This window comes from Stenotrophomonas sp. 10L48 (assembly GCF_056395105.1).
In genome coordinates this window covers 28,178-50,848 of the sequence record NZ_JBFTIX010000016.1, presented here as the reverse complement: position 1 = coordinate 50,848, position 22,671 = coordinate 28,178, and the positions used below count along the sequence as shown (strand labels likewise).

The following is a 22,671-nucleotide window of genomic DNA, read 5'->3' as shown; positions in this document are numbered from 1 at the left end:
AATAGTTCCGCGTGCCGACAACCGCCGTTACCAACAGCCGCGGGAAACTGTCGAAGGCGGGGTACTGTGGGTTTGCGGGGTGTGAGCCGCATGGATGCGGCGACCAAGCCTACAAGGACGTACTTGCGGCGGCCCCGCAAACCCACAGTGCCCCGCCCCCCACCGAATGCCGCTGTTGCTGTTGCTGTGGCTGTGGCCTCTGCAGGTGCAGGGCTGCAAGCCCTGCCGAAACCCCTCTTACCCCGCCATCAACGCTTCGATCTCGTCGGCGCTGCGTTCCAGCCCTTCGGTCAACACCCGATGCCCGTCGTCGGTGATCAGCACGTCATCTTCGGTACGGATGCCGATGCCGCGCCAGCGCGGTTCCACCGTTGTGTCGTCCACGCCGATATACAGCCCCGGCTCGATGGTGAACGCCATGCCCGGCTCCAGCAGGCGCGAATCGCCGGCCAGGCGGTAGTCGCCTACATCGTGCACATCCAGCCCGATCCAGTGCCCGGTCTTGTGCCGGTAGAAGCGCTGGTACAAGCCTTCGGTGAGATTCTTTTCCAGCGTGCCCTTCAACAGGCCCAGTTGCAGCAACCCTTCGGTGAGGGTCTGCACCGCCGCCAGATGGCCCATTTCGTACGCCACGCCCGGTTTGGCCTGGGCAAGCGCCGCCGCCTGCGCGGCACCCACCAGATCATGCAGCGCGCGCTGCTCGGCGCTGAAACGACCATTGACCGGGAACGTACGGGTGATGTCACTGGCGTAGCCGCGGTACTCGGCGCCGGCATCGATCAACACCAGTTCGCCGTCGCGCGAACGCGCGTTGTTGTCGCGGTAATGCAGGATGCAGGCATTGCGGCCGGCGCCGACGATGCTGCAGTACGCAGGTACCGCGTCGTTGGCACGGAACACCCGCTCCAGTTCGGCCTGCAGTTCGTACTCGTGAATGCCCGCCTTCGCACTCTGCATGGCCGCGCGATGCGCCAGCACACTGATGTCGGCCGCACGCTGCATCAACGCCACCTCGGCACCGGACTTGAACAACCGCTGCTCGTGCAGCAGATGGCCCAGTTCCAGGAACTCATGCGGTGGCTGCGCACCGTGGCGCACCTGCGAACGTACGCGGTTCACCCAGCCGATCAGCTTCAGGTCGAAATCCGCATCGCGGCCGAAGTGGTAGTACACCCGCGAACGCCCTTCCAGCAGGCCCGGCAGGATGTCGTCCAGGTCGGTGATCGGGTAGGCATCGTCCATCGCGAACTGCGCCACGGCGCCGTCCTGGCCGGCGCGACCGCCATCCCAGGCTTCGCGCTCGGGATCGCGCTCGCGGCAGAACAGGATCGCTTCGCCGTGGCGACGGCCGGGAATCAGCACCAGTACCGCTTCCGGCTCCGGGAAGCCGCTCAGGTACTGGAAATCCGAATCCTGCCGGTACGGATAATGGGTATCAAGGCTGCGCACCTTCTCAGATGCCGCCGGCAGCACCAGGATCGCGTCTTCGCCCGCCATGTCCATCAACTGCCGGCGACGACGCTTGTACTCGCCGGCAGCGATGCCGGTGCGCTGCTTGATATCCATCAGTTCAGGCGCTGCCGATGGCGCGCGGCCAGCACCACGTCACCGTGCAGCAGCAGCACCGCCACGCGGATGAACTCCTCGATCTCCGACAGGGCTTCGTCGTCATCATCACCGCCCGCTTCAAAATCCTCGCTCGAGGCACGGGCCAGGCTGGCCAGGTCGTTCAGCGCCTCCTCGCCTTCTTCGGACAGGGCCGGCCGGTGGCCGCCACTGCCCAGGCCGAAGCCGCCCAGGAAGGAACGGGTCCAGCTGAACATGGCGTCCGCCTGCGCGGCCACGTCGCTGCTGTCGGTCAACAGCAGCTCGAAGGCGAAGTCCCGGTCTTCCAGCTGCTTGATGGTGGCCTCCAGCAACTGCGCCAGCGCACTGTCGGCAGCTGCCTGCGGCAGATTGTCGTCGGCCAGTACGCGCGCCGGCCAATCATTGCCGGGAGCACCGCCAGCGGCCAGCCAGCCGCACAGCCCGCCATGCAGCTCGGCAGCAGTGGCGCCCAGGCCCAGTTCCTGGCTGGCGCGGGTAACGTCGTCGACGGAGGGAAGTTCGGTCATCGTGCGGCTCGTTCGGAAGGGAAACTGCGGAGCGCGCACGCGCGCGCCCGTGAGCCCGGTAGTGTAGCAATGTGTCCGCCTGCTCTCCGTAGCCGCCGGGCCCTGCTGCGACAGTGCTTGACCGCCCTGACCCGGCTTGCCTATCGTGCGGGCATGGAACCCGCCGATCCCCTTGCCCAGCTGCAGGCCTTCGCCGCCCGTGTGGAGGCGTTGCTCGACCGCAACCAGCGGCTGGCCGAGGAGAACCGCAGCCTGCGCCACCAGCAGGAACAGCTGGTGGCCGAGCGCTCGACGCTGCTGGCCAAGAACGAGCAGGCGCGTTCGCGGGTGGAAGCGATGATCACCCGGCTCAAATCCCTGGAGCAGCACACATGAGTGCCGAACCGGTCAGCGTCCGTATCCTTGACCGCGAATACACGGTCGGCGTTGGTGGCGATGAACGCGACAGCCTGATGGCGGCCGCCCGCCTGCTGGATGCGCGCATGCGCGAGATCCGCGGCAGCAACCGGATGGCCGCGGTGGACCGCATCGCGGTGCTGGCGGCACTCAACCTGGCACACGAACTGCAGCTGCTGCGCGATGAGAACGCCCGCCAGGCGGTCGCCCTGCAACAGACCCTGGCCGACCTGAACCGGCGCCTGGACCGGGCGATCGACAGCAGCACCTGAGATGGGCGCGGAATGCGCCTTCTCTTTTCTGAATTGGCACGCACTGTTGCCGACGAACGGCCTATCCAGATCACGCGCGGTAGCTATAATGGCGACGCGTTCTCTGCGGTACTCGACGGCATGTGCAAACATTCGCCTTGTCCCTTAAGAACGACACCGGGAGCGCGACAGCGCCGGGAGTGCAGGTCCGCCTTGCAGCGGGAAGCCCGATGGTTCTCCAGCGTTCCCACTTGAGCCCCCGGGTTCAAGGTCGTTTCGCATGCATCGACATTGCGGAGAATGCAATATTCCAGCAAGGGCGGCGTCTTCGGGCGTCGCCCTTGTTCTTTCCGGCACAATGACGGCTGATCCTTGCCGCACGCTGCCATGACCGACCCGCGACAGGCCCTGCGCCACGACCTGCGGCAACGCCGCCGCGACCTTTCCGCCCCCGCCCGTATCGCCGCTGCCGAATCGCTGGCCGATGCGCTGCTGGCGCTGCCGTTCGCCCCGCGCGAAGGCGCCGTGGCCGGCTACTGGGCGCTGGATGGCGAAATCGCCCTGCACCGCTGGCAACTGCAGCTGCCCGATCGCTTGACCTACTGCCTGCCGGTGCTGCACGGCGACGTGCTGCGCTTCGCGCCCTGGCGCCCCGGCCAACCGTTGACCAGCAACCGCTACGGCATTCCCGAACCGGACATCGCCCTCGAAGACACGCTGGAACCGGCGCAGATGGCACTGGTGGTGACGCCGCTGGTGGGCTTCGACGCACGGTGCCGGCGGCTGGGCATGGGAGGTGGCTGGTATGATCGCAGCTTCGCCTTCCGCCATGATCGGCCGGCGCCACCCTGGCTGGTCGGCGCGGCATTCTCGGTGCAGCAGGTCGAGTCCTTGCCGGTGGCGTCCTGGGACGTGCCGGTGGATGCGATCTGCACTGAAGCCGGCACCCTGCTCCCTTCCGCTGCCCCCGTGAACGCATGACCGCCCGCAAGCGCTACTGGCTGATGAAGTCCGAACCGGACGCCTTTTCCATCGACGACCTGGCCAAGGTCAAGGTTGAACCCTGGAACGGCGTGCGCAACTACCAGGCGCGCAATTTCATGCGCGATGGCATGCAGGTCGGTGACGGCATCCTGTTCTACCACTCCAATACCAAGGTGCCCGGCATCGTCGGCCTGGCCACGGTGGCCAGCGCGGCCTACCCGGACGACACCCAGTTCGACCCGAAATCCGACTACCACGATCCCAAGAGCACGCGCGAGAACCCGCGCTGGATGCTGGTGGACGTGGCCTTCGACCGCAAGCTGAAGCAGGTGATCGCGCTGGACGAGATCAAGCTGCATGCCGAGGAACTCGGCGAAGGCTTCCCGCTGGTTGCCAAGGGCAACCGCCTGTCGGTGTTCGCGGTGACCGCTGCGCAGTGGAAGCTGCTGCTGTCGCTGGAAAAGAAATCCTGATTCCCTGCCTGAGAGCTCTCCGCAATGTCTGAAGCCAAGCGCCTGGCCGCCGAAAAGGCCATCGAGTACGTCGAAGACGGCATGATCGTCGGTGTCGGCACCGGTTCCACCGTCGCCTATTTCATCGATGCGCTGGCCCGCATCCAGCATCGCATCAAGGGTGCGGTGTCCAGTTCCGAACAGAGCACCGCGCGCCTGAAGCAGCATGGCATCGAGGTGATCGAGCTGAACCACACCGGCACCCTGTCGCTGTACGTGGATGGCGCCGACGAGTGCGATCCCGGCAAGTGCCTGATCAAGGGCGGCGGCGCTGCGCTGACCCGCGAGAAGATCATCGCCGAGGCCAGCGAGCGCTTCGTCTGCATCGTCGACCCGAGCAAGCAGGTACCGGTGCTGGGCAGGTTCCCGCTGCCGGTGGAAGTGATCCCGATGGCACGCAGCCTGGTTGCCCGCCAGATCCGCGACATGACCGGCGGCCAGCCGACCTGGCGCGAGGGCGTGGTGACCGACAACGGCAACCAGATCCTGGACATCCACAACCTGCAGATCACCGATCCGGAAAAACTGGAGCGTGAGCTCAACCAGCTGCCGGGCGTGGTCTGCGTCGGCCTGTTCGCACGGCGCCGTGCCGATGTGGTGATCGTCGGCGGCGAGCCGCCGATCGTGCTCTGACCCTTTCGAAGGACCCTGACGATGTCGTTGCTGCGCTCACTGCTGATGCTCCCGCTGCTGGCCCTGACCGGCTGCGCCACCGATGCTGCCCGCCACTGGGTGGAACTTGACGGTGCGCGCTATGACGTTGAACTGGCCACCAACGATGAAACCCGTGCGCGCGGGTTGATGTTCCGCGACCAGATGGCCGAGGACCACGGCATGCTGTTCGTGCATGACCGCGAGGAAATGCAGGCGTACTGGATGAAGAACACCAAGATCGCGCTGGACATCCTGTACTTCGACAGCGAGCGGCGGCTGGTGAGCCAGCAGCGCGACGTGCCGCCGTGCTCGGCCGGTGACATGTGCCCGCCCTACCCCAGCGGTGGCCCGGCACGCTTCGTGCTGGAACTCAATGCCGGCCAGGCGGAGAAGCTCAAGCTGAAGGATGGCACCGAGCTGATCTTCGGCCCGGGCATCGAGAAGTAGGGGGCGGCCGGGCTGCGCCCGGCACCCGCCGAATCAACATCAAAAGCAAGAGCTGGGTTATCGAGGCATGGTGGGGCGGTGTGGGCTTGCAGGACACGCCGTGTAAACCCATCCCTGGGGGCTCGTAGGCGCCATCCATGGCGCCTGCGGTCCTGCAAGCCCACACCACCCTACCTCTGACAGCTTCCTGCCGCTGTTGGTGGGTGTCGACCTTGGTCGACACGGTAGATCCACGCCATGCGTGGATCGGGACACGTGGGGATGATGAATTCACGCCACGCTGCTTGAAACCGCCTGCGATTGCCGCCAGTCTGTGGACATGCAGGACCGGATCACACTCCCCGACTGGGATGCACTGGCCGACTTCGACGACGAGGCGCTGCCACTGCTGCCGACCGCGCTGCTGATCGCGCGCGATGAATATCCCGATCTGCAGCCGTCGACCTACGATGCGCTGGTGCAGAGCCACGTCGAGCACCTGCGCGCCGAGGTGGACAGCATCGAGCACAGCCCGCTGAAGATGGCGGCCATCAACCGGCATCTGTTCGATGAGCTGGGCTACAGCGGCGACCACCAGGAGTACTACGACCCGCGCAACAGCTACCTCAACCAGGTCTTCGAGCGCCGTCTGGGCAATCCGATCTCGCTGGCACTGGTGCAGATGGAGGTGGCGCGACGGCTGGGCATTCCGTTGGACGGCGTGTCATTCCCCGGTCATTTCCTGGTGCGCCTGCCGGTTGACGATGGCGTGCTGGTGATGGACCCGTTCAATGGTGGCCGGCCGCTGGACGTGGACGAACTGCGCGAACGCGCCAAATCACACCTGGGCGGGCAGATGCCCGACGACCAGGTGCTGGCGCAGATCCTCGATCCTGCACCGAGCCGCGCGATCCTGATCCGCATGCTGCGCAACCTGCATGGGGTCTATGCCGAGGCCAGCGAGTGGGATCGTGCCGCGCGCAGTGCCGACCGCCTGCTCAAGCTCGCCCCCGAACAGGACGATGCCCTGCGCGATCGCGGCCTGGCCTACCTGCAGCTGGACTACCTGGCCGGCGCGCGCAACGACCTGGGCCTGTACCTCAAGCGCAACCCCGAGGCCAGCGACGCGCAATGGCTGCGCGAGAAGCTGATCGACCTGGGCGGACCGGTACCGCGGCTGCATTGAGGTTGTCCGGTGTGCGGACAAACGGTCCGCACCCACCACCAACGATCCGCCCGACCGGTAGCGCCGGGCCATGCCCGGCGGCAATTGCGATCAATCGATCTCGACCATCTCGAAATCGTCCTTGGTCACGCCGCAATCCGGGCAGGTCCAGGTCTCGGGAATGTCTTCCCAGCGCGTGCCCGGGGCGATGCCCTCTTCCGGCAGCCCATCCGCTTCGCGGTACAGGAATCCGCAGACCACGCACATCCAGGTACGCAGGGTGGTGGGGGTGGCTTCGCTCATCGGATAATCAGGGCTGGATTCACGGGCCGCCATTGTCCCATCGCGGTCCACTCACCGGTAGCCATCGATGACTTCTGCTTCCCCGGCGCCCCGCGGCGTCTACCTGATCACCCCGGATGAACCCGATACCGCCCGCCTGCTGGCGCGCACCGCGCCGCTGCTTGCCGCCGGCGCCACCTGGCTGCAGTACCGCAACAAGACCGCCAGCGATGCGCTGCGGCGGGAACAGGCCACGGCGCTGCAGGCCTTGTGCGCCGCCCACGGCGTGCCGCTGATCGTCAACGACGACCCGGCGCTTGCCCAGGCCATCGGCGCGGCGGGCGTGCACCTGGGCGGCACCGACGGTGACATCGGCGCCGCACGCAGCCTGCTCGGCCCGGACGCCATCATCGGCGCCTCCTGCTACGACCAGCTGGCCAACGCCGAGCATGCCGTGGCGGCGGGCGCCAGCTACGTGGCCTTCGGCGCGTTCTTCCCCACCACCACCAAGGTCACCAGCAGCCGCGCCCACCCCGACCTGCTGCGGCAAAGCGCCGCACTGGGCGTGCCGCGGGTGGCGATTGGTGGCCTGAGCCCGGACAATGTCGGTCCCATCATCGATGCCGGCGCCGACCTGTTGGCCGTGGTCAGCGGCATCTACGCCGCGCAGGACCCGGTCGCGACCCAGCGCGCCTACCTCGCCCGATTCGATACGCAGCAGTAACCCCCAGGAAACCCCATGAACCACGACCAGTCCCACGCCCTGTTCTCCCGCGCCCAGGAATTGCTGCCTGGCGGCGTCAACTCACCGGTGCGCGCGTTCAAGTCGGTCGGCGGCGAACCCTTCTTCGTCGAGCGCGCTGACGGCGCCTACCTGTACGACGTCGACGGCAACCGCTACATCGACTACGTGGGATCGTGGGGCCCGATGATCGTCGGCCACAACCACACCGCCGTACGCCAGGCGGTGAAGAAGGCGATCGACAACGGCCTGTCCTTCGGTGCGCCGTGCGCAGCGGAAGTGACCATGGCCGAGACCATCACCCGGCTGGTGCCGTCGTGCGAGATGGTGCGCATGGTCAACTCCGGTACCGAAGCCACCCTGTCGGCGATCCGCCTGGCGCGCGGTGCCACCGGCCGCAGCTGCATCGTCAAGTTCGAAGGCTGCTACCACGGCCACGGTGACTCGTTCCTGGTCAAGGCCGGCAGCGGCATGCTGACCCTGGGCGTGCCGACCTCGCCCGGCGTGCCGGCCGGCCTGAGCGAACTGACCCTGACCCTGCCCTACAACGACTTCGAGGCGGCCACCGCCCTGTTCGACGCACGCGGCAGCGAGATCGCCGGCCTGATCATCGAGCCGGTGGTGGGCAACGCCAACTGCATTCCGCCCCGCGAAGGCTACCTGCAGCACCTGCGCGCGCTGTGCACGCAGCATGGCGCGCTGCTGATCTTCGACGAAGTGATGACCGGTTTCCGCGTTGCCCTTGGCGGTGCGCAGGCGCACTACGGTATCAGCCCGGACCTGACCACCTTCGGCAAGATCATCGGCGGCGGCATGCCGGTGGGCGCCTACGGCGGCCGCCGCGAGCTGATGCAGCAGATCGCGCCCGCTGGCCCGATCTACCAGGCCGGCACGCTCAGCGGCAACCCGGTGGCGATGGCCGCCGGCCTGGCCATGCTGGAGCTGATCCAGCAGCCGGGTTTCCACGACGACCTGAGCGCGCGCGCCGCCCGCCTGTGTGCGGGACTGGAAGCCGCCGCCGCCGATGCAGGCGTAGCGGTGACCACCACCCAGGTGGGCGCGATGTTCGGGCTGTTCTTCACCGCTGAGAAGGTGGAGACCTACGCCCAGGCCACGGCCTGCGACATTCCCGCGTTCAACCGTTTCTTCCACGCGATGCTGGACCAGGGCGTGTTCCTGGCACCGTCGGCGTACGAGGCCGGTTTCCTGTCCAGCGCCCACGATGATGCCGTGATCGAGGCCACGCTGGCAGCGGCACGCGTGGCGTTCAAGGCGGCCAAGGGCTGAATCCAGGCCTGGTAGGTGCCGACCTTGGTCGGCACTGCCTGCCCTCATCCACGCATGGCGTGGATCTACTGGATCGATGTGCTTCATCCACGCATGGCGTGGATCTACTGAGCTGCGTCTCTGGAGTAGAGCCACGCCATGCGTGGCTGCTGCGCACTCAACCGAAGACGAACTTGCCCTTCATCATCGCGAAGTGGCCGGGGAACGAGCAGAAGAAAGTGTAATCGCCGCCCTTCTGCATGCCCTTCGTGGAAAAACGCACGCGGGCGGTCTCGCCACCACCGATCACTTTGGTGTGGGCCAGCACGCGCTTGTCGGCCTTCGGCAGGTAGCTGTCGGCCAAGGTCATGCGCATGCCCGCCATCGCCACCGGCTGGTAGTCGGCGGTGCGGGTCAGCACCCAGTTGTGGCCCATCGCGGTGGCGGCCAGCCTGCCGGTGTGCCGCAGGGTCAGGTCGATTTCGCTGCAATCGGCAGCCACCTTGATCTCCCGGCTGCTGAAGCTCATCTGGTCGGTGCTGTCGATGCTCACCGCACATACGCGCGCCATCGCCGATGGCGCCAGCATCAGCGCACCCAGCCCCACCGCTACCATCCAAGCCTTCATCGTCGCGTCTCCTGCAGGTTCGGTGGTCATTCTAGGCAGACACCTGGCCACCCGGCTGCGACCGTGTGTCGCAGTGGTGGTCCAGGGTTTGCGTGCGGATACGGCAATGGCATGCTCGACCGATGCGGATCGATCTTCTCCTGCTCGATGTTGATGGCGTGCTGCTGCACTACCAGCGCGCACAGCGCGTGCTGCATCTGGCGCAGGCGCTGGGCGTGCCGACCGCGCACGTGCAGGCCGCGCTGTACGACAGCGGGCTCGAAGCGGCACACGACAGCGGTGCGCTGGATGGCGAGCGCTATCTGGCCCAGCTTGGCGAACGGCTCGGCACAACGGTAACGCTGCACACCTGGATCGCCGCACGGCACGCGGCCAGCCACCCGCAGCACGCCGTGCTGCAACGGCTGAACGCCCTGCGGGTGCCGATGGCGGTGCTGACCAACAATGGTGCCTTGATGACGCAGGCGCTGCCGACGCTGCTGCCGGAGCTGTTTCCCAAGCTGCAGGGCCGGGTGTTCTGCAGCGCGGACTTCGGCCTGCGCAAGCCTGCACCGGAGGTATTCCTGCGCACGCTCGCAGCCCTCGAGGTGGCACCGGCGCACACGCTGTTCGTCGATGACCTGTTCGTCAACGTGCGCGGTGCACGCGCAGCGGGCCTGCACGCGGAAACCGTGCAGGACGGACGCGGACTGGGGAAGGTGCTGAAGCGCTACGGGGTGCGGTAGCGCCGGGCCATGCGCGACGAGCGCAGCGGAAAAGCAACGCCGGGCATGGCCCGGCGCTACCTTGGTCAATGATCAGCGCGCGGCGACGAACGCGGCAATCGCCGCGCGCAGGCGCTTGAGGCCTTCGGCCACTTCTTCGTCAGTGATGTTCAGCGACGGCACGAAGCGCAGCACGTCCGGGCCAGCCTGCAGGGTCAACAGGCCCTGCTCCGCAGCGTGGTCGAGGATGGCACCGGCCTGGCCAGCGAACTCCTTGCTCAGCACCGCACCCAGCATCAGGCCGCGACCGCGCACCTCGCTGAACACCGTGAACTCATCGTTGATGCGGGCAAAGCCATCGCGCAGCGCCTTCGACTGGCGGCTGACATTGGCTGCGATCTCGGCCGAGGCCAGCTTGCGCAGCGCCACGCGGGCGACGGCCGCGGCCAGCGGATTGCCGCCGAAGGTGGTGCCGTGGGCACCGAACTGCATGGTCTCGGCCACCTTCGGGCCGGCCAGCATCGCGCCGATCGGGAAACCACCGCCCAGTGCCTTGGCCAGGGTCACCATGTCCGGCACCACGTCATCCTGCCAATGCGCGAACAAGGTACCGGTACGGCCCATGCCGGCCTGGATCTCGTCCAGCACCAGCAGTGCGTTGTGCTGGTCGCACAGTTCGCGCACGCGCTTGAGGAAACCGGACTTGGCCGGCATCACCCCGCCCTCGCCCTGGATCGGCTCCAGCATCACCGCCGCCACGTCGCCAGCGGCCATCGCCGTTTCCAGCTGCACTTCATCGTTGAAGTCGATGTAGCGGAAGCCCCCCGGCAGCGGCTCGTAGCCTTCCTGGTACTTCGGCTGGGCGGTAGCGGTCACCGCGCCCATGGTGCGGCCGTGGAAGCTGCCGCGGAAGGTGATGATCACGCGCTTGTCGGCCGGGCGGCCCTGGCTGGAGGCCCACTTGCGGACCATCTTGATCGCCACTTCGTTGGCTTCGGCGCCGGAGTTGCACAGGAACACGCGCTCGGCGAAGCGGCTGGCCTTCACCAGTTCCTCGGCCAGGTGCAGCGGCGGCGCGCTGTAGAACACGTTGCTGGTGTGCCACAGCTTGCCGGCCTGTTCGACCAGCGCGGCGACCAGGTCCGGGTCGTTGTGGCCCAGGCCGCACACGGCGATGCCCGCGGCCAGATCGATGAACTCACGGCCCTGGCTGTCCCACACGCGGGCGCCCTGGCCTCGCTCCAGCACCACCTGGCGGGGCTTGTACACCGGCAGGTAGTAGTGCGACAGGGAGATCAGCGGATCGGTAGCGGCGGTCATGGCGGTCAGCAGGGTTCAGGAATGCCCATTCTCGCGCTGGAACCCGTGCGGCACAATGCACGCATGCGACCGTTTTCCGCCCCCCAGCTGAACCCCGCCACCGAGACCGGCTGGCGCCGCCGGTGGTTCGACATCATCTACCGCCACGACAGCCGGCCCTCGCGCAATTTCGACCTGCTGCTGGTCTACGCGATCATCGCCAGCGTGCTGGTGGTGATGTTCGACAGCGTGCAGCGCTTCCACATCGCCCATGCCGACTGGCTGTACGTGCTGGAATGGGGCTTCACCATCCTGTTCACCGCCGAATACGTGCTGCGGCTGGTGGTGGTCAAGCGCCCGCTGCGCTACGCGGTGAGCATCTGGGGCATCATCGACCTGGCCTCGATCCTGCCGACCTACCTGTCGCTGTTCATTCCCGGTGCGCAGAGCCTGCTGGTGGTGCGCGCACTGCGCATCCTGCGCGTGTTCCGCATCCTCAAGCTGACCCGCTACATCGAAGAAAGCGGCGTGCTGATGCAGTCGCTGTGGCGCAGCCGGCGCAAGATCCTGCTGTTCCTGTTCACGGTGGTCACCATCACCATCATCGCCGGCACGCTGATGTACGTGATCGAGGGACCGAACCATGGCTTCACCAGCATTCCCAGCAGCATGTACTGGGCAGTGGTGACGATGGCCACGGTCGGCTTCGGCGACATCGTGCCGCAGACCGTGCTCGGCCGCTTCGTCACCTCGGTGCTGATCCTGATCGGTTACAGCATCATCGCCGTGCCCACCGGCATCTACACCGCCGAACTGGCCAGCACCATGCGCGATGCCGAGCTGGCCGCGCGCCGCGATGCACGTGGCTGCCCGCACTGCGGGCTGGAGGGCCACGAGCCGGATGCGCGGCACTGCCGCAAGTGTGGCGGACCGCTGCCGGATACGTTCAGCCACTGACGATGAGCCCAGCCGACGGCCGGCCCCACCGAAGCCAGCGGAGTAGATCCACGCCATGCGTGGATGAAGCCCCACCAAAGGCACACAGCAGATCCGCGCGATGGACGAATGCGGCATCCCGCATCCATCCATCGCAGTCGACCCACTGGCTCAATTCATGCGATTGCTGGTGGTCACCAGATCGTTGTAGGCGGCCATCACTGCCGCCTCCGAGCCCGCAGGCGCCGATCCGACACGGCCACTGGATGTCCGTTCTTCCTCGCGCTCACGTTCGGTGAATGCCTTGCCTGATGCAAGGCGCTCGACGCGGCGCCCGGCATCCCGGATCAGCACGTCCGTCGACCGCTGTACATGTGCCCACAGCGGGTTGTCCCTACCCACCCCTGCATCCTGCATTTCCTTGACCAGCGCTTGGTAGTCGGCCAGCTGCGTGCGCGCCACCTGCAGGTCCGGCGCCTCTCCCTGCAGCGACAGTGCCAGGCGCTTGCCGTCACCGATGATGCGCAGGTGGTAGTACGCCAGTGAACGACCTTCGTCCGCTTCGATCTGCTTGAGCTGCGCGGCACGGCGTTCCTCCTCGTTCTTCTCCAGCGCCGCGTCCAGGGCCTCGCTGGCCTTGAAGAAGTCAGCGTAGGCCTGCATCAGCGGCGCATGCTGGGCGCGCATCCCTTCGCCGTTGTCGCGCCGATAGTCCTCACGGGTGAAATAGCCATCAGCGCGTTCGATCAGCGCATACAACGACTGGAAGGCCGCCTGGTACTGCCGCACCGGCTCATCCAGCGGCGTGGCCGGCGTCCGGGCCAACGCATCGGTCAGCGGTTGGCCGCAGTACTCGACACGATGCGACAGCACCTTGCCCGGCGAGCGCGGCTGCGCTTCCTTGCCCGTCGGCCCCGCTTCGGGATCCTTGATCCAGCCGGTATAGGTCTGGAAGCCCTCGTGGATGGGCTGTTCGACGCCGTTGTAGCACTCGATGTAGGCGTTGATCTTCTGCAGGCCCGGATCGGCCACCGGCAGTCCTGCCGATCCGTTGCAACCAGCGAGGGCGGCGGCAGCGCCGAGCATAAGCAGAGAAAGTACACGCGCGGAAGAATTCAAACCGGTTCCTTGCAGATATGAGACGGCGCACATTCGCGCGCGCGGTGGAACAGCCCGCATATGCGGACGCCGATGCCATCGAGACGACGGGGCACCCCATCCTTCACGTCGCAATCAGCCTGCTCGAATGCGACAGAAGTGGGTGCAGCGCCCCGGATTACTGGCGGTTGCTCTGGAACACCAGTGCGTTGTAGATGTGCAGCAGTCGCCCGGCCGAGCCGCTCGGCGCCATCGAGGGCGAATCAAGCATGCGTCGTTCGAAGTCGGTGTAGGGCGTGTTCGCGCTGACGCGCTGCAGGCGCTCCTTGCCTTCGCGGCGGAAGTTCTCGGCCTCGCGTTCGAAGCTGTTCCAGTCCAGCTTGCCCGGCTCCTGATCGGCCACTTTGGCATGCGCTTCGTCGGAAATGCGGTTGAAGGCGTCCAGCCGCTCCCGTGCCCGGGCCACGTCGAAGTCGTCCTCGCCCATCATCTCCATGATCGCTTTCGCTTCCAGCATCATCGCCAGTCGGTAGTACTCGCGGGTGCGTCCTTCGGCCTGCTCCAGCGCCTTGAGCTGTTCGCGCTGGGCAGCGTCGTTCTGGCGCTCCAGTTCGGTGTTGAATGTTTCACTGGCAACCACGAAATCCTTGAAGGCGGTCATCAACGGCGCGTGCAGCTGCTTGCCCTTGGCAAACTTGTCGTCTTCGAAGTCCTGACGCTCGTAGTAGTCGTGGGCTTCCTTGCTGATCGGCACCAGCGCCTTCAGCGCCTGCTGGTAGTGGCCGGCAGCGGCATCGAGATCGGCAAGCGCCGGCTTGGCAGCGATCGCCTCCGTCACGGGGGCGTCGCATTGCTTCATGTCGTAATCGCCGATCTCGAATGGTCCGTACACGTTCGTCTCGCGCCCGCTCGGGCCGGCGTCCACGTCCTTGATCCAGCGCGTGTAGGTCTGGATGCTGCTGTGCGTCTTCGAATCAAGCGCGTTGAAGCAGCCGATGTAGGCGTTGAGCTTTGCGGTCAACTGCTGTTGGGCGTCAGCCGATGCCGTGCTGGCCTCCGGCTTGCCGGCGGAACCCGGGTCGCCGTCGGTTGCGGGCGCCTTGCCACCACAGGCAGCCAGAAGAAGCGACAGCGAAGCGGCCAGTGCCGCGATGGAAAGAGTACGTGACATGGGCTCACATCCCTGTTGAAAACGATTACAGCCGCGCATTCTAGCGCAGCGGGCCGAAGGCGGCAGCCATCGGCCTTTCCCTACCGGCTGGCTCAATCCAGGAACAGATCCGGCAGCAACGGACGCGACGCATCCACCGCATACCCGGAAAGATCGGTCACGCCAGCTTCGGCCAGCACCTCGTCATCGATCAGGAAACGGCCGTGGAAACCGGCCGCCTCGCGCACCAGCACCGCATGTGCAGCATCCGCCATGACCTGCGGCGTGCGACAGCCGCCGACGTCCACGCCCGGAATCATGTTGATCGCATCGGTCGCAATGACCGTGCGCGGCCACAGCGCATTGACCGCCACGCCCTGCGGACCGAACTCGGCGGCCAGGCCGAGGGTGACAAAGCTCATGCCCATCTTCGCCAGCGTGTAGCCGGTATGCGCGCCCCACCACTTGGGCTCGAGGCTCGGCGGCGGCGCGAGGGTCAGGATATGCGGGTTCGGCGCCTGCAGCAGGTACGGCAGGCAGGCCTGCGCACACAGGAAACTGCCGCGCGAATTGACCTGCTGCATCAGGTCGAAGCGCTTCATCGGCGTGTCCATGGTGCCGCGCAACCAGATGGCGCTGGCGTTGTTGACCAGGATGTCGATGCCACCGAAGGTGTCCACGGCGGCAGCAACGGCCGCCTGCACCTGGTCTTCTTCGCGGATGTCGCACTTCAGCGCAAGGCCCTGGCCACCGGCTGCAATGACGGCCTCGGCAGCACTGTGGATGGTACCCGGCAGCTTCGGATTGGGCACCGACGACTTGGCGGCAATGGCGACGTTGGCGCCGTCACGCGCGGCGCGCAACGCGATCGCCAGGCCGATGCCACGCGAGGCACCGGTGATGAAAAGGGTTTTGCCCTGCAGACTGCCCACGTTCCACACTCCAGCGTATGCAATGAGCCGCTAGTATGCCGCGCCGACGCGGAGTTCACCGCACGTTGACGATACTGGCGCCCCGGTCACTGCACGAGGTCCATGCCATGCGCTGTTCCCGCCTGTTGTTGCCTGCCCTGGGCCTGGCCCTGCTCACCGCCTGCCAGGGCCGCTCGCCCGAACCCGGCAGCGCGCCGGCCAAGGATGACGCCGCCAGCGTCGACAAGGCCACCGGTGATGGCAAGCTGCGCTGGAGCGAGGCCGTTGTCTGGGATGGTGACCTCAACGCCTGCCGTCAGGGCGACAGCGCGGCCACCCGCGATTGCCTGCGCGATGCGATGCGGTCCGGTGGGGCCAGTGCCGATGCGGTCACTGCGGCCGAGCAGCTGTCCACCGGTGGCGAACTGGCCTACGTGACCGCCTGGCATGAACACGACGGCCTGGGCGTGGCCACCGTCGAGTATCCGTTCCGCGCCAATACCAATGAAGGCACGCGCCTGGTCGATGCCGCAGGCAAGCGTATCGACGTGGATGCGGTGCAGCTGGACGACACGCTGCGCGCCGATCCCGGCGTGCAGGAGGTGCTCAAGGCGCATCCGCAGGCCACGCCGTTCGCGCCGGCGCAGGCCGCGGGTACCGCGGCGCTGGATGGGGGCGGCATCCGCCTGCTGTACCGCACGCCGCTGCGCGACTGCCATGCGTGCCCGGACGTGGGCCAGCTGCAGATCGGCTATGACTTCGATGGCAAGCGCAACTTCATCGGCCAGCAGGTGGTGCCGGTGACGCCGTAGGGGTTTGCCGCGCCATGCGGCAACGCGCATCCACGCATGGCGTGGATCTACTGATATCCGCGCACCTGCTTGCTCAGCAGGTGCGGCGCGATCCATCGATGCACCGGTGCCACCGGCAGCATGTACAGGCGGCCGAACGCGTTGTGGGTGTGCACCACCGTCGCCACTTCCAACATATCGCCGTGCCATTGCAGCGCCAGCTGCACGCGCAGATGGCGGTCGTTGTCTTCCAGCACGATGGCATCCTCGTCCAGCGCCTGCAGGGTGAAGATGCCGAGGCGTTGCCCGCGCTGCGGATCGGCGGTCTGCTGCACTCCGCGCAGCGAGCCGAGATCCTTCATGCCCAGCAGCCGCATGCCCCTGTTGCGCAGCGCCATCAGTCCATCGAACCAGCCGGGCACCGTCGCGGCCATATCGCGGTAGGCCTGCAGCGCCGAACGGCCGTTGCGCGGCGCCGCCTCTTGGCAGGCATGGACGAAATCGGCACCCGGCAGTTGCGGACGCAGCACGCTGCCTTCGCTCAGCTGGGCGCTCACGGCTTGGGGCCCTGCCCTTCGTTGTCTTCCCAATGCAGGATGCGGCGGGTGACGAAGCGGTAGACCGGCTTGCCGGTGGCGAACCAGAGATCGCGTACCCACGAGGTGCGCTTGAGCACGCGCTTCTCCACCGGCGTCAGCGACTCCCGGCAGTACATGCGCTTGTGCTTGAGCAGGTGGCGCAGGTCCTCGCGCGCCAACAGTCGCATCCAGCGCGAGCGCGGGTCGCCTATCACTGCCAGCTGGAAGTCGATCAGGGCCGGTCGACCGTCCTCGGTCACCAGCCAGTTGGCTTCCTTGGCCAGGTCGTTGTGGGCCACACCGCGCCGATGCAGCTGCTGCAGCAGGCGGCGTGCGGCGCGGAACCAGGCCACATCACCGCGCGGCGGGCGCTGGTACATCGCATCGCCGGCCATGAAGCTGCGGTCGAGGTGGCGGCCATCCCAGTCCAGCAGTTGCGGCACGTCGGCCATGCCATGGATGTGGCGCAATGCACGCGCTTCGCGTCGCGCCAACCACCACGCTGGCAACCGCAGCCACAGCGGCGTGGCCCCCAGATCGCGGCGCACGAAGGGGCCTTCAGGCCCCTGCACGAGGAGGATCCGGCCGAAACTGTCGGCCTTCAGTGCATGCGTTGGCGCGTCATTGGATACAGGCATGGCGACATTCTAGGCGATGACGCCGGTTGCAATCGGTCACCAAGCGGCTGGGAACCAGTCACCTTCACGCCCCTATAATCGGACAATGGACTCTTCATGGATCGACGCCACCCTCGCGTGGATTGCCGCTCATCCCGTGTTGGCGGGTGCGGTCATCTTTCTGATCGCCTTCTGCGATGCGGTCATCATTCTTGGCGCCATCGTGCCGGCGCTGCCGTTGCTGTTCGCCGTTGGCGTGTTCATCGGCCTGGGCCAGATCTCCGGGCCGTATGCGGTTGCCGCCGCGGCGCTGGGTGCGTTCGCCGGTGATGGCATCAGCTACTGGATAGGCCGGCGCTGGGGCGACCGCCTGCGTGGCGTCTGGCCGTTCAGCCGCTACCCGCAGCTGCTTGACCGGGGCGAGAATCTGTTCCGCCGCAATGCGTTCAAGAGCATCCTGATCGCCCGCTATGTCGGTGCCATCCGGCCGTTCGTGCCCGCCATTGCCGGCATGATGAAAATGCCCGCCAGCCGTTACGTGCAGGCCAGTGGCATCGCCAGTATTTCCTGGGCTGTGCTGTTCCTGGCACCGGGCTGGATTCTTGGCGAAGCCTATGATGCCGTCGCTGCCGTTGCCGGCCGGCTGGTAGTGGTGGTGGGCTTGTTGGCAGTGATCCTCAGCCTGGTCTGGGCCATCGTGCTGTACGGCTATCGCTGGTCGGCCGCGCGCATGGACAGCTGGCTGGCGCGGCTGCTCGACTGGTCCAACCGGCACCCGACGCTGGGCCGCTACACGGTGGGCGTGCTCGACCCGAAGCGCCGCGAATCGGTGCCGCTGGCGATGCTGGCGCTGATGCTGCTGTTGCTGGGCTGGGGCTGGTTCGCGCTGCTGACGGTGGTGGTCGCCCATGGCGAGCCGTTGGCGGTGGACCTGCTGGTGCACCAGGCGATGCTGGCCCTGCGCAATCCGCTGGCCGACTACCCGATGGCCGCGTTGGCCTCGCTTGGCGCATGGCAGGTGCTGCTGCCGGCAACCGCTGCCGCGCTGGGCTATCTGATCTGGCGCCGGCGCTGGATGGCGGCCGCCCATTGGCTGGCCGCATTGGCCTTCGGCCTGGCCCTGACCAAACTGCTCGGTACCACCGTCGATGTGGTGCGCCCGATCGATGCCAGCAGCGGCTTCGGCTTCCCGTCGGTGTCGGTGACCATGGCCACCATCACCTTCGGCTTCTTCGCGGTGCTGATCGCCCGCGAAATGCCCGGCCGCACCCGCGTCTGGCCCTACCTGGTGTCGGGCATCGTGGTCAGCCTGATCGGCTTTGCGCGCCTGTACCTGGGCGCGCACTGGCTGAGCGATGTCATCGGCGGCATGCTGTTCGGCACCTTCTGGCTGCTGGTGCTGGGCATCGCCTACCGCCGCCGCTTCAACCGCTCGTTCTGGGTAAAGCCGGTGGCATGGCTGTTCTACGGCGTCTTCGTGGTGGCGGCGATGTGGTACGCGCCGCGCAACATCGCCATCAAGCTGGAACGCTTCGAGCCGACCCTGCCGGCGCCGCTGGCGATGGACGCGCAGGCCTGGTGGCAGCACGACTGGGCGAAGCTGCCGGCGCGTCGCAACGAATTCGACGATGACCAGCGCTGGCCACTGGACGTGCAGGTGGCCGGTCCGTTGCCGCCGCTGCAGGCGCAGCTGGAAGCGCGCGGCTGGCAGGTACAGGCCCAGGCCGGCTGGCAGGAAGCGCTGCTGATGCTGGACAAGAACACCGGCGCCAATGAACTGCCGGTACTGCCGGCGACACTGGATACGCGCGTTGAAGCGCTGCTGATGGTGCGCCAGGGCGCGCAGGCCGACGAGCGTTACGTACTGCGCTTGTGGCAGGCGCCGGCGCAGCTGCAGCCGGGCGACACCCCGTTGTGGCTGGGCAGCGCACAGACCCTGCGCTACGAGCGCCACTTCCAGTGGATCGGCATGTGGCACCCGGTGCGAGGCATCGACCCGGCGTTGAATGCGGTCAAGGAAGCGGTGCAGTCGTTGCCGCAGCGCGAGGATGTGCAGCCGGAGACCGGGCTGCCGGTACTGCGGTTGAAGACCGCCACGCCGTAACGAAGCCGCCGGGCATGGCCCGGCGCGACTGCTCCGCTCTGGTAGTCGCCAACCTTGGTTGGCGCTTTCGGGAAAGGCTGCCAACCACGGTTGGCATCTACCGACGACGCCGGGTCATGCCCGGCGAGCACGACGGCCGGTTTTTACGGCATCCAGCCCAGCAGCTRCTGCAGGCGCTGGTGCGGGTCGTCCAGCTGCAGCAGTTGCAGGCGCTGCTGTTCGCTCAGCGGCAGCAGCTCGGCCAGCCGCCAGCTGACCCAGCTGGCCTGGTCCATCAAGGCCGGCGAGGCCGGTGCGAACGCCGTGCCCGCCTGCTCGATGATGTGGTCCAGTACCGTCGCCAGCAGCGCATGCTGCGGACGCAGTTCGTCATCGGGATCCTCATCGCACCAGCGCACATCGGCAACCACCAGCCCGTTGTCGCGCACGCGCGTGCGCTCGACGTGGAAACGACGGGTGCCGCGCAATCGCAGCTGCAGCACGCCATCGGCACCGACATCGAAATCCTCGATCTTCACCTGCACGCCGAAGGCGGCCGGCGTTGCAGGCGCTCCCACTTCGTTTCCTTCCAGGATCAGGCAGACACCGAAACCTTCACCGCTGCGGCCGGTTTCGCGCACCAGATCCAGGTAGCGTGGCTCGAAGACCCGCAGGCCGATGGCCGCGCCCGGCAGCAGCGTCGTATGCAGCGGGAACAGCGGCAGCGAACCCTCACTGCTCATCGTGCCTGCAGCCCTGCAAGGAAGCGGCGCGGCGCGCCGTCGAAGCCGCCGTTGGACATGAACACCACATGGTCGCCGCTGCGCACGTCGGCCTGCAGCTGCGCCAACAGCGCATCGGTGTCGGCCACAGCATGCGCCTGTCCGCGCACCGCCGCGATCACCGCTGCCGCATCCCAGGCCAGCTCCGGGCGGTGCAGGAACACCACCTCATCGGCGAGTGCCAAGGACGGTGCCAGTGCTTGTGCGTGAGCGCCCAACCGCATCGAATTGCTGCGCGGCTCCATCGCCACCACGATGCGGGCATCACCGACCCTGGCACGCAGCCCTTCGAGGGTCGTCGCAATCGCGGTCGGGTGATGGGCGAAGTCGTCGTAGACGGTGATGCCATCGTGGTTGCCGATCACTTCCATGCGCCGCTTGACGCTGCGGAAGCGCGCCAGCGCCGGGATCACCTCGGCCGGCGCGACACCCACGGCGTGCGCAGCGGCCAGCGCAGCCAGGCCATTGAGCACATTGTGCCGGCCCAGCAGCGACCAGTGCACATCACCCAGCGCCTGCCCGCGATGATGGACGCGGAACGCGCTGCCATCGGCGGCCAACAGCTCGGCATGCCATTCCAGCGCGGGGTCGAAGCCGAAGCGTTCGACCGGGGTCCAGCAGCCCATCGCCAGCACTTCGGCCAGGTGCGCGTCTTCGCCATTGACGATCAGGCGGCCGCGCGCCGGCACGGTACGCACCAGGTGATGGAACTGGCGCTGGATCGCCGCCACGTCGGGGAAGATGTCGGCGTGGTCGTATTCAAGGTTGTTGAGGATCGCCACCAGCGGCCGGTAGTGCACGAACTTGCTGCGCTTGTCGAAGAACGCGGTGTCGTACTCGTCGGCTTCGACAACGAACTCGCGGCCCTGGCCCAAGCGGGCGGACACGCCGAAGTCCTCGGCCACGCCGCCGATCAGGAAGCCGGGGGAGCGACCGGCATTCTCCAGCAGCCAGGTCAGGATGGTGGTGGTGGTGGTTTTTCCATGGGTACCGGCCACGGCCAGGGTGTCACGGCCCGGCAGGACCTGCTCGGACAGCCACTGGGCGCCGGAAATGTAGCGCTGGCCTACGTCCAGGACCGCTTCGACGGCAGGATTGCCGCGCGACAGCGCGTTGCCGATCACCACCTGCCCGGTGCCCTCCGGCACGCTGTCGGCGCGGTAGCCCTGGTCCAGGGTGATGCCCAGCTGCTCGAGCTGGGTCGACATCGGCGGATAGATGGCCTGGTCGCTGCCACTGACCGTATGGCCCAGTTCCCGCGCCAGGGCGGCCACGCCACCCATGAAGGTGCCGGCGATTGCAAGGATATGTACGCTGCTCATGACCGGGGATTGTGACCGATCACGGCTGTATAGGGCCATTGTCAGCACCGGGGTAAGAGAACCCCTACAGCTGCTGTGAGAAAACTCCAGCCACATGTCAGGGAATTCCTGATAGCGATGTTCTGTGAACCCGGACACAATTCAGGATGCCAGCCGCAGTACCCGAACCGGTCCTACTCCCCAAGAGGCCATCCCCAAGGGAGCTCATGCTGTGGGGGCCCTGAGCAAGCCCTTTGCTGGCACCTATGAAACGAAACAGGCCTGATCCTCGCGGATCAGGCCTGTTTTTTTGCGCCTGCGGTGGCCGGCATAAACCGGCCACGAGGGTCAGCGCTTGATCGCCGCCAGGATGCGGGCTTCGATCTCGTCCAGTTCGCCGACGCCATCGACGCGGGCCAGGGTGCCCCGGCCGGCGTAGAAGTCCACCACCGGAGCAGTCTGCTCGGTGTAGACCTGCAGGCGCTTGCGCACCGATTCCGGATTGTCGTCGGCGCGGCCCTGCTCCTGCGCACGGCCGGCGATGCGCTCGACCAGCAGTTCGGTGGCCACGTCCAGCTGCACCACGGCATCCAGCGGCTGGCCGATCTCGGCCAGCATGCCGTCCAGCGCGTTGGCCTGGGCCACATTGCGCGGATAGCCGTCAAGAATGAAGCCCTTGGCGACATCGGCCTGGGCCAGGCGCGACTTCAGCATGCCCAGCAGGATCTCATCGGACACCAGGTTGCCGGCATCCATCACCGACTTGGCCTGCTTGCCCAGCTCCGAGCCGGCGGCAATTTCAGCGCGCAGCATGTCGCCGGTGGAAATGTGGGCGATCTCGAGCTTTTCCTTCAGGCGCGTCGCCTGTGTCCCCTTGCCCGAACCGGGCGGTCCCAACAGAACCAATCGCATTGACCTGACTCCAACGTGTTGAAAATAAAGAAGGTTCGCGCCCCGGACGGTCCGGTATCGCTGCACCGCAATAGCGCCACTTTAGCGCA

At 66.8% G+C, this 22,671-nt stretch carries 26 protein-coding genes and 1 other RNA gene; 14 read left to right on the top strand and 13 right to left on the bottom strand.

The window, feature by feature from the left end; genetic code table 11:
- Positions 1-237 precede the first annotated feature (237 nt).
- Both AC1DCU_RS19530 and AC1DCU_RS19525 read right to left on the bottom strand, forming a co-directional pair.
- Positions 238-1,560, bottom strand: a complete 1,323-nt coding sequence (locus AC1DCU_RS19530; RefSeq protein ID WP_152543311.1) for an aminopeptidase P N-terminal domain-containing protein — start codon at positions 1,558-1,560, stop codon at positions 238-240.
- 5 nt (positions 1,561-1,565) lie between these two features.
- On the bottom strand, positions 1,566-2,114 hold the full coding sequence (locus AC1DCU_RS19525; protein ID WP_025874201.1) for a UPF0149 family protein: 549 nt from the start codon (positions 2,112-2,114) through the stop codon (positions 1,566-1,568).
- A gap of 153 nt (positions 2,115-2,267) precedes the next feature.
- Here AC1DCU_RS19525 and AC1DCU_RS19520 point away from each other — a divergent pair, with 153 nt between their 5' ends.
- From AC1DCU_RS19520 to AC1DCU_RS19485, 8 genes are all read left to right on the top strand, one after another.
- Positions 2,268-2,489: a TIGR02449 family protein gene (locus AC1DCU_RS19520; RefSeq protein WP_025874200.1), complete on the top strand. Its 222-nt coding sequence runs from the start codon at positions 2,268-2,270 to the stop codon at positions 2,487-2,489.
- Positions 2,486-2,782 (top strand): cell division protein ZapA, encoded by a 297-nt coding sequence (locus AC1DCU_RS19515; protein ID WP_025874199.1) that lies wholly within the window; start codon positions 2,486-2,488, stop codon positions 2,780-2,782. Before AC1DCU_RS19520 ends, AC1DCU_RS19515 begins: the two co-directional genes overlap by 4 nt.
- 97 nt (positions 2,783-2,879) lie before the next feature.
- Positions 2,880-3,065: non-coding RNA, 6S RNA (gene ssrS / locus AC1DCU_RS19510), on the top strand.
- Between the two features lie 83 nt (positions 3,066-3,148).
- Positions 3,149-3,742 carry a 5-formyltetrahydrofolate cyclo-ligase gene (locus AC1DCU_RS19505; protein ID WP_032976727.1) on the top strand — a complete coding sequence of 198 codons (594 nt, stop codon included), beginning with the start codon at positions 3,149-3,151 and terminating at the stop codon, positions 3,740-3,742.
- Positions 3,739-4,218: an EVE domain-containing protein gene (locus AC1DCU_RS19500; RefSeq protein WP_442252395.1), complete on the top strand. Its 480-nt coding sequence runs from the start codon at positions 3,739-3,741 to the stop codon at positions 4,216-4,218. Before AC1DCU_RS19505 ends, AC1DCU_RS19500 begins: the two co-directional genes overlap by 4 nt.
- A gap of 24 nt (positions 4,219-4,242) precedes the next feature.
- Positions 4,243-4,890: a ribose-5-phosphate isomerase RpiA gene (gene rpiA, locus AC1DCU_RS19495; protein ID WP_032976728.1), complete on the top strand. Its 648-nt coding sequence runs from the start codon at positions 4,243-4,245 to the stop codon at positions 4,888-4,890.
- 21 nt (positions 4,891-4,911) lie between these two features.
- Positions 4,912-5,358, top strand: coding sequence for a DUF192 domain-containing protein (locus AC1DCU_RS19490; RefSeq protein WP_025874195.1), 447 nt, complete (start codon positions 4,912-4,914; stop codon positions 5,356-5,358).
- Between the two features lie 319 nt (positions 5,359-5,677).
- A complete protein-coding gene (locus AC1DCU_RS19485; RefSeq protein ID WP_025874194.1) occupies positions 5,678-6,523 on the top strand; it encodes a SirB1 family protein in 846 nt (281 codons plus the stop codon).
- Between the two features lie 90 nt (positions 6,524-6,613).
- Here the strand turns inward: AC1DCU_RS19485 and AC1DCU_RS19480 are convergent, their stop codons facing one another.
- Positions 6,614-6,838 (bottom strand): rubredoxin, encoded by a 225-nt coding sequence (locus AC1DCU_RS19480; RefSeq protein WP_025874193.1) that lies wholly within the window; start codon positions 6,836-6,838, stop codon positions 6,614-6,616.
- Positions 6,839-6,872: 34 nt separating this feature from the next.
- Between AC1DCU_RS19480 and thiE the strand changes: the two genes are divergently transcribed.
- Positions 6,873-7,508, top strand: coding sequence for a thiamine phosphate synthase (gene thiE / locus AC1DCU_RS19475; RefSeq protein WP_282279632.1), 636 nt, complete (start codon positions 6,873-6,875; stop codon positions 7,506-7,508).
- Between the two features lie 15 nt (positions 7,509-7,523).
- A complete protein-coding gene (gene hemL, locus AC1DCU_RS19470; protein WP_080149896.1) occupies positions 7,524-8,813 on the top strand; it encodes a glutamate-1-semialdehyde 2,1-aminomutase in 1,290 nt (429 codons plus the stop codon).
- Between the two features lie 157 nt (positions 8,814-8,970).
- Here the strand turns inward: hemL and azu are convergent, their stop codons facing one another.
- The gene (azu, locus tag AC1DCU_RS19465; RefSeq protein WP_033831930.1) at positions 8,971-9,420 is read right to left on the bottom strand and encodes an azurin; all 450 of its coding nucleotides are present in this window, start codon (positions 9,418-9,420) and stop codon (positions 8,971-8,973) included.
- Between the two features lie 122 nt (positions 9,421-9,542).
- Between azu and AC1DCU_RS19460 the strand changes: the two genes are divergently transcribed.
- Positions 9,543-10,145 (top strand): HAD-IA family hydrolase, encoded by a 603-nt coding sequence (locus AC1DCU_RS19460; protein ID WP_032976733.1) that lies wholly within the window; start codon positions 9,543-9,545, stop codon positions 10,143-10,145.
- A 72-nt stretch (positions 10,146-10,217) separates the two neighbouring features.
- Here AC1DCU_RS19460 and AC1DCU_RS19455 read toward each other — a convergent pair whose 3' ends face one another.
- Complete coding sequence (locus AC1DCU_RS19455; RefSeq protein WP_032976734.1) at positions 10,218-11,444, bottom strand: acetylornithine transaminase; 1,227 nt, start codon at positions 11,442-11,444, stop codon at positions 10,218-10,220.
- Between the two features lie 63 nt (positions 11,445-11,507).
- On the opposite strand from AC1DCU_RS19455, the gene AC1DCU_RS19450 reads away from it, so the two are divergent.
- Positions 11,508-12,380 carry an ion transporter gene (locus tag AC1DCU_RS19450; RefSeq protein ID WP_025874187.1) on the top strand — a complete coding sequence of 291 codons (873 nt, stop codon included), beginning with the start codon at positions 11,508-11,510 and terminating at the stop codon, positions 12,378-12,380.
- A gap of 150 nt (positions 12,381-12,530) precedes the next feature.
- On the opposite strand, the gene AC1DCU_RS19445 is transcribed toward AC1DCU_RS19450, so the two are convergent.
- From AC1DCU_RS19445 to AC1DCU_RS19435, 3 genes are all read right to left on the bottom strand, one after another.
- Positions 12,531-13,445, bottom strand: coding sequence for a YiiG family protein (locus AC1DCU_RS19445; protein ID WP_425602699.1), 915 nt, complete (start codon positions 13,443-13,445; stop codon positions 12,531-12,533).
- 190 nt (positions 13,446-13,635) lie between these two features.
- Positions 13,636-14,628 (bottom strand): YiiG family protein, encoded by a 993-nt coding sequence (locus AC1DCU_RS19440; RefSeq protein ID WP_032976736.1) that lies wholly within the window; start codon positions 14,626-14,628, stop codon positions 13,636-13,638.
- Positions 14,629-14,720: 92 nt separating this feature from the next.
- Positions 14,721-15,539 (bottom strand): SDR family oxidoreductase, encoded by an 819-nt coding sequence (locus AC1DCU_RS19435; RefSeq protein WP_032976737.1) that lies wholly within the window; start codon positions 15,537-15,539, stop codon positions 14,721-14,723.
- A 107-nt stretch (positions 15,540-15,646) separates the two neighbouring features.
- Between AC1DCU_RS19435 and AC1DCU_RS19430 the strand changes: the two genes are divergently transcribed.
- Positions 15,647-16,330 (top strand): hypothetical protein, encoded by a 684-nt coding sequence (locus tag AC1DCU_RS19430; protein WP_025874183.1) that lies wholly within the window; start codon positions 15,647-15,649, stop codon positions 16,328-16,330.
- A gap of 47 nt (positions 16,331-16,377) precedes the next feature.
- Here the strand turns inward: AC1DCU_RS19430 and AC1DCU_RS19425 are convergent, their stop codons facing one another.
- Positions 16,378-16,866, bottom strand: a complete 489-nt coding sequence (locus AC1DCU_RS19425) for a DUF2867 domain-containing protein (RefSeq protein ID WP_442251834.1) — start codon at positions 16,864-16,866, stop codon at positions 16,378-16,380.
- Positions 16,863-17,525: a serine/threonine-protein kinase gene (locus tag AC1DCU_RS19420; RefSeq protein ID WP_025874181.1), complete on the bottom strand. Its 663-nt coding sequence runs from the start codon at positions 17,523-17,525 to the stop codon at positions 16,863-16,865. Before AC1DCU_RS19420 ends, AC1DCU_RS19425 begins: the two co-directional genes overlap by 4 nt.
- An 85-nt stretch (positions 17,526-17,610) precedes the next feature.
- On the opposite strand from AC1DCU_RS19420, the gene AC1DCU_RS19415 reads away from it, so the two are divergent.
- The gene (locus AC1DCU_RS19415; protein WP_032976740.1) at positions 17,611-19,608 is read left to right on the top strand and encodes a bifunctional DedA family/phosphatase PAP2 family protein; all 1,998 of its coding nucleotides are present in this window, start codon (positions 17,611-17,613) and stop codon (positions 19,606-19,608) included.
- Positions 19,609-19,751: 143 nt separating this feature from the next.
- Here AC1DCU_RS19415 and AC1DCU_RS19410 read toward each other — a convergent pair whose 3' ends face one another.
- The 3 genes from AC1DCU_RS19410 to AC1DCU_RS19400 form a co-directional block, all read right to left on the bottom strand.
- A complete protein-coding gene (locus tag AC1DCU_RS19410; RefSeq protein WP_478014262.1) occupies positions 19,752-20,330 on the bottom strand; it encodes an LON peptidase substrate-binding domain-containing protein in 579 nt (192 codons plus the stop codon).
- Complete coding sequence (mpl, locus tag AC1DCU_RS19405; RefSeq protein WP_093817940.1) at positions 20,327-21,691, bottom strand: UDP-N-acetylmuramate:L-alanyl-gamma-D-glutamyl-meso-diaminopimelate ligase; 1,365 nt, start codon at positions 21,689-21,691, stop codon at positions 20,327-20,329. Before mpl ends, AC1DCU_RS19410 begins: the two co-directional genes overlap by 4 nt.
- 327 nt (positions 21,692-22,018) lie before the next feature.
- Positions 22,019-22,582 (bottom strand): adenylate kinase, encoded by a 564-nt coding sequence (locus tag AC1DCU_RS19400; RefSeq protein WP_025874177.1) that lies wholly within the window; start codon positions 22,580-22,582, stop codon positions 22,019-22,021.
- Positions 22,583-22,671: the final 89 nt, after the last annotated feature.